1 protein-coding gene is annotated in these 6,102 nt (G+C 70.5%); it reads left to right on the forward strand.

All coding sequences use genetic code 11. The annotated features are described in order from the left end of the window. Positions 1-331: 331 nt before the first annotated feature. Positions 332-6,102 (forward strand): SDR family NAD(P)-dependent oxidoreductase (locus ACWD3H_RS43640; protein ID WP_451959204.1); only part of this gene is annotated, 5,771 nt, incomplete at its 3' end.

The following is a 6,102-nucleotide window of genomic DNA, read 5'->3' on the forward strand; positions in this document are numbered from 1 at the left end:
ATTAGGGGGATCACTAGTTTTCCCGGGCCACGGCCCGTGGGCACGGCCGGCTTCGCCAGGCCCGCTAAAGACTAGGCGTTTGCCGAGTCGCCATCGGCCTAACTTCACCGAATGGATGGCATGCTCGACGACCTTCCTGCTAAGGGGAGCCCCGTCGTGCATACCGCCTCCCCTCCCTGGCGGGAACGCTCCGCCAGGCGAGAGCACCGGGTGCCGGTGTGTGCGGAGAGGGACGTGGTGACTGACGCGATCGACGCGGCGGCGGTGGGTGTCCTGTACCGGTGACGCCGGCCGCAGGTTTCCCGACCCCGCCCGATGTACGGAGGCTGTGATGGATACGCCCAGTGAGCAGGTCGTACAGGCGCTCCGGAGCTCCATGAAGGAGGCCGAACGGCTACGGCGTCAGTACCAGAAGCTGGTCGCGGTCACCACCGAGCCGATCGCCATCGTGGCGATGAGCTGCCGGTTTCCCGGCGGGGTGTCCTCCCCTGAGGATTTGTGGCGGCTGATCGTCGAAGGTGGTGACGCCACCTCGGGCTTCCCGTCCGACCGCGACTGGGATCTCGACATGCTGTCGGGTCATGATTCGGACGGCCGACCTCGAAGCGACACCGAAAAGGGAGCCTTCATCCGCGACATCGCGGACTTCGACCCTGGGTTCTTCGGGATCTCGCCGCGCGAGGCGCTGGCGATGGATCCGCAGCAGCGGCTGCTGCTGGAGGTGTCGTGGGAGGCTGTCGAGCGGGCCGGGATCGACGCCGCCCGGCTGCGCGGCAGCCGTACCGGGGTCTTCGTCGGGATGAGCGGTCAGGACTACTCCTACCTGATGGTGAGCTCGCTGGCCGACCTCGAGGGCAACGTCGGGACCGGCATGGGCGCGGGCGCGGCCTCCGGCCGGCTTTCGTACACGCTGGGCCTGGAGGGCCCGGCGGTGACGGTGGACACCGCCTGCTCGTCATCCCTGGTGGCGTTGCACCTGGCGACGCAGGCGCTGCGCAGCGGTGACTGCTCGCTGGCGCTGGCGGGCGGGGTGACCGTGATGACCACCCCTGGCGCGTTCGTGGAGTTCACCCGGCAGGGTGGGCTGGCGCCTGACGGCCGGTGCAAGGCGTTCGCCGACGCGGCGGACGGCACGGGGTGGGCCGAGGGCGTGGGCGTGCTGGTCCTGGAGCGGTTGTCGGACGCTCAGCGCAACGGCCATCAGGTACTCGCGGTGCTGCGCGGGTCGGCGGTGAACCAGGACGGCGCGTCGAATGGCTTCACCGCGCCGAATGGTCCGTCGCAGCAGCGGGTGATTCGCCAGGCGCTGGGCAGCGCCGGGCTGAACCCCGCCGATGTGGACGTGGTCGAGGGGCACGGTACGGGGACGACGCTGGGTGATCCGATCGAGGCGCAGGCGTTGCTGGCGACGTACGGTCAGGATCGGCCGGAGGATCGGCCGCTGCTGCTCGGATCGGTGAAGTCGAACATCGGTCACACCCAGGCGGCCGCCGGTGTGGCGGGTGTGATCAAGATGGTCATGGCGATGCGGCATGAGGTGCTGCCCAGGACGTTGCATGTGGATGCGCCGTCGTCGCACGTGGACTGGTCGGCCGGTGCGGTGGAACTGCTGACCGAGGCCAGGGCCTGGCCCCGGGTGGAGCGGCCGTGGCGGGCGGGGGTGTCGTCGTTCGGCCTCACCGGCACCAACGCCCACGTGATCATTGAGCAGGCGCCGAACAACCGGCGAATCGCGGCGAGAGCGGAGGACCGGGACCCGGCGGCGACCGCGGGCGTGCCCCCGATGCTGGTGTCGGGTCGTACGGCGGAGGCGCTGCGGGCGCAGGCCGAGCGGCTGGTGTCGTACCTGGATGCCGAGCCTGATCTGGATCTGGCCGACATGGCCTTCTCTCTTGTCACGACGCGGTCGGTCTTCGAGCACCGGGCGGCGGTGCTGGCCGGTGCCCGCGAGGATGTCGTGGCCGGGCTGCGGGCCGTGGCCGAGGGCCGGTCTGGTGCGGGCGTCCTGCTGGGACAGAGCGGGCGGCGGGACAAGATCGCATTCCTGTTCACCGGTCAGGGCAGCCAGCGGGCGGGGATGGGCCGGGAGCTGTATGACCGGTTCCCGGTGTTCGCCGAGGCGTTGGACGAGGTGATCGCCGAGCTGGATCCGCTACTGGACGGGTCGTTGCGTGAGGCGCTGTTCGCCGAGCCGGGCACGCCCGAGGTGGAGGCGCTGGATCGGACGGGGTGGGCGCAGCCGGCGTTGTTCGCGCTTGAGGTGGCGTTGTTCCGGCTGGTGTCCTCGTGGGGTGTCAAGCCGGATGTGCTGGCGGGGCATTCGATCGGGGAGATCGCGGCGGCGCATGTGGCCGGGGTGCTGTCGCTTGCCGACGCGGGTGTGCTGGTGGCGGGCCGGGCGCGGCTGATGCAGGCGTTGCCGTCGGGTGGGGCGATGGTGGCGGTGCAGGCCGCCGAGGAGGAGGTCGCCGCGCTGCTGGCCGGGCGCGAGGATGAGGTGTCGGTCGCGGCGGTGAACGGCCCGGCCTCGGTGGTGATCTCCGGGGTGGAGGAGGCGGTGCTGGAGGTGGCCGCCGCCCTGGAAGGTCAGGGGGTGCGGACCAAGCGGTTGCGGGTGTCGCATGCGTTCCATTCGCCGTTGATGGAGCCGATGCTGAAAGAGTTCGGGGAACTGGCCCGGACGCTCACCTTCAACGCGCCGCAGGTTCCGGTGGTGTCGAACCTGACCGGCCAGGTGGCCACGGCCGAGCAGTTGTGCTCGCCGGACTACTGGGTGGAGCAGGTCCGCGGCGCGGTCCGCTTCGCCGACGGCATCCGGGCGCTGCACGGTCAGGGCGTGCGGGCGTATCTGGAGCTCGGCCCCGACGGGGTGCTGACCGCCATGGCTCAGGACACCCTTGCCGCCGAGGATCAGCCCGTCGCGGACCTGGTGACGGGGTCTGACGCGGTGATGGTGCCGGTGCTGCGCAGGGACCGGGACGAGCGGTGGTCGGTCATGTCGGCGTTGGCCCAGTTGCATGTGTGTGGGGCGGCGGTGGACTGGGAGTCGGTGCTTGCGGGCGGGCACCGGGTGGAGTTGCCGACGTATGCGTTCCAGCGTCAGCGTTTCTGGCCTGATGGTGCGGGTTCGCGGGTGGGGAATGTGGCGGCTGCCGGGTTGGCGGCTACGGGCCATCCGTTGCTGGGGGCCGCGGTCGGGCTGGCCGGCTCCGATGGGGTGCTGCTGACCGGGCGGTTGTCGCTGTGGTCGCATCCGTGGCTGGCCGACTACCTGGTGATGGGTTCGGTGGTGGTGCCGGGCAGCGTGTTCGTGGAGCTGGCGGTACGGGCGGGTGACCAGGCCGGCTGTGATGTGGTCGAGGAGCTGACCTTGACCGCGCCGCTGGTGCTGGGCGAGCGGGATGCGGTCGCGGTGCAGGTGTGGGTGGGGGCGGCGGACGGATCGGGCCGTCGTGGTGTGAGCATCTATGCCCGGTCGGCGGAGGCCGCCGATGAGGAGCCGTGGGTTGAGCACGCCACCGGTGTGCTGACGGCCGGAGGCCGCGCCGCCGCGCCGTTCGAGACGGTGGTGTGGCCGCCGCAGGGGGCGTCCGTCATTGAGCTGGACGGGTTGTACGACCAGTTCGCCGCGGGCGGGTTCCATTACGGGCCGGTGTTCCAGGGCTTGAAGGCGGCCTGGCGTGGCGAGGCCGGTGAGGTGTTCGCCGAGGTCGTTCTGCCTGAGCGGGCGGCGTCGAGCGCGGGTTCGTTCGGGTTGCATCCGGCGCTGTTGGATGCGGCGTTGCACGCGGTGCCGTTCGCCGGGCTGGACGATGCCGAGGGCGGCCGGTTGCCGTTCTCCTGGGGAGGAGTCTGTCTGCACGCCGGTGGTGCGTCGGTGCTGCGGGTGCGGCTGGCCAGGACCGATGCTGATGCGGTCTCGGTGACGGCGGTGGACGCGGCTGGGGAACCGGTGCTGTCGGCGCGGTCGCTGGTGCTGCGGCCGGTCGCGGCCGAGCAGTTCGCCGCCACGGGACGCGGCCGAGGGGTGGAGCGGGACGCGCTGTTCGGCTTGGAGTGGACGTCGCTGACGGATCTCCCGACCGCCGATCCGCTCCCGGTGGCGGTGCTCGGCCTGGACACGTTGGGTGTCGCTGGGGTGCTGCGGGCGGCTGGGGGTTCGGGCGGGGATTCGGCGCCGGTTCATGCGGATCTGCTGTCGCTGGTGGAGGCGGGTCCGGTGCCGGGTGTGGTGCTGGCGGAAGCGGTCTCTGGTCGAGCCGGCGGGGTCGTGGCGTCGGTGCACGAGTTGACCTCGCAGGTTCTGGGCCTGTTGCAGGGGTGGCTGGCCGATGACCGGTTCGCCGATTCGCGTCTGGTGTTGGTGACCCGGTGCGGGGTTGTGGCCGGTGTCAATGAGGACGATGAAGCGGCGCCGGACCCGGTCGTGGCGGCGGCGCGAGGGTTGGTGCGCAGCGCTCAGTCGGAGAATCCGGGCCGGTTCGTGCTGGTCGACGTAGATGATCGGGAGTCTTCGCTCGCGACCTTGTCTGACGTGCTGCCTGCGGTTCTGGCCTCAGGCGAGCCGCAGGTGGCGGTGCGCGGGGGTGAGGTGTGGGTGCCGCGGCTGGCACGGGTGGCGCCCGGCTCGGACCTTGGTGATGTCCTCGCCGATGACGGTGTCCACTCGTGGGATCCGGAGGGGACGGTGTTGATCACTGGTGGTACCGGTGGTCTGGGCGGGTTGTTCGCGCGGCATGTGGTGGCCGAGCGTGGGGTGCGGCGTCTGCTGTTGACCAGCCGCCGGGGCCTGGACGCCCCCGGCGCGCTGGAACTGCGGGCCGAGCTGATCGCGCATGGGGTCGAGGTCGAGATCGTCGCCTGTGATGTGGCCGATCGGGACCAGGTCGTGGCGTTGCTGGCCGGGGTGGATGCCGAGCATCCGTTGACGGCGGTGATTCATACCGCGGGTGTGCTGGATGACGGGACGATTCCGTCGCTGTCGGCGGAGCGGTTGGATGGGGTGTTGCGGCCGAAGGTGGATGCGGCCTGGTATCTGCATGAGCTGACCCGGGGTCTGGATCTGGCGGCGTTCGTGGTGTTCTCGTCGGTGGCGGGGACGTTCGGTGGGGTGGGGCAGGGTAACTACGCGGCGGCGAACGCGTTCCTGGACGCGTTGGCGGAGTATCGGCGAGCGCGGGGGTTGGCTGCGCTGTCGCTGGCGTGGGGGCCGTGGGCGCAGGGTGCGGGGATGACCGGGGCGCTGGGCGAGGTCGATCTGCGGCGGATGGCGCGGGCGGGGGTGGTGCCGTTGTCGCCTGAGCAGGGGTTGGGGTTGTTCGAGGCGGCGGGTGTGGTGGGTGCCGCGGTGGTTGTGGCGGCGCGGTTTGACGTGTCGGCGGTGCGCACGCAGGGTGAGGTGCCTCATCTGTTGCGTGGGTTGGTGCGTGGGGTTCGCCGGTCGGCGGTGTCGGTGTCGGGGGTGGGTGATGGGTTGTTGGTGGGGCGGTTGGCCGGTCTGGGTGAGGCTGATCGGGTGCGGCTTGTGGTGGAGTTGGTGCGGGCACAGGTCGCGGTGGTGTTGGGGCATGCTTCGCCGCAGTTGGTGGAGGTGCGGCGGGAGTTCCGGGAGTTGGGGTTCGATTCGCTGACCGCGGTGGAGTTGCGTAATCGGTTGAACGTGGCGACGGGGTTGCGGTTGCCGGCGACGTTGGTGTTCGACTATCCGACTCCGGTGGTGCTGGCGGAGTTCCTGCTGGGTGAGTTGCTCGGCGAGAAGGCCGACGTGATCATCCCCACGTCCGTCGTGCCTGCGGCGGACGATCCGATCGTGATCGTGGGCATGGCGTGCCGTTATCCGGGCGGGGTGGCCTCTCCGGAGGACCTGTGGCGGCTGGTGGCCGAGGGCGGGGACGGGATCTCGGAATTCCCGACCAGGCGGGGCTGGGATCTGGGGGCGCTGTACAACCCGGACGCCGAACATCGCGGGACCAGCTATGTGTGTGAGGGTGGTTTCCTGCACGAGGCGGGGGAGTTCGATCCGGGGTTCTTCGGGATCTCGCCGCGTGAGGCTTTGGCGATGGATCCGCAGCAGCGGTTGCTGCTGGAGACGTCGTGGGAGGC

The sequence above is a fragment of the Streptosporangium sp. NPDC002607 genome, assembly GCF_053592655.1.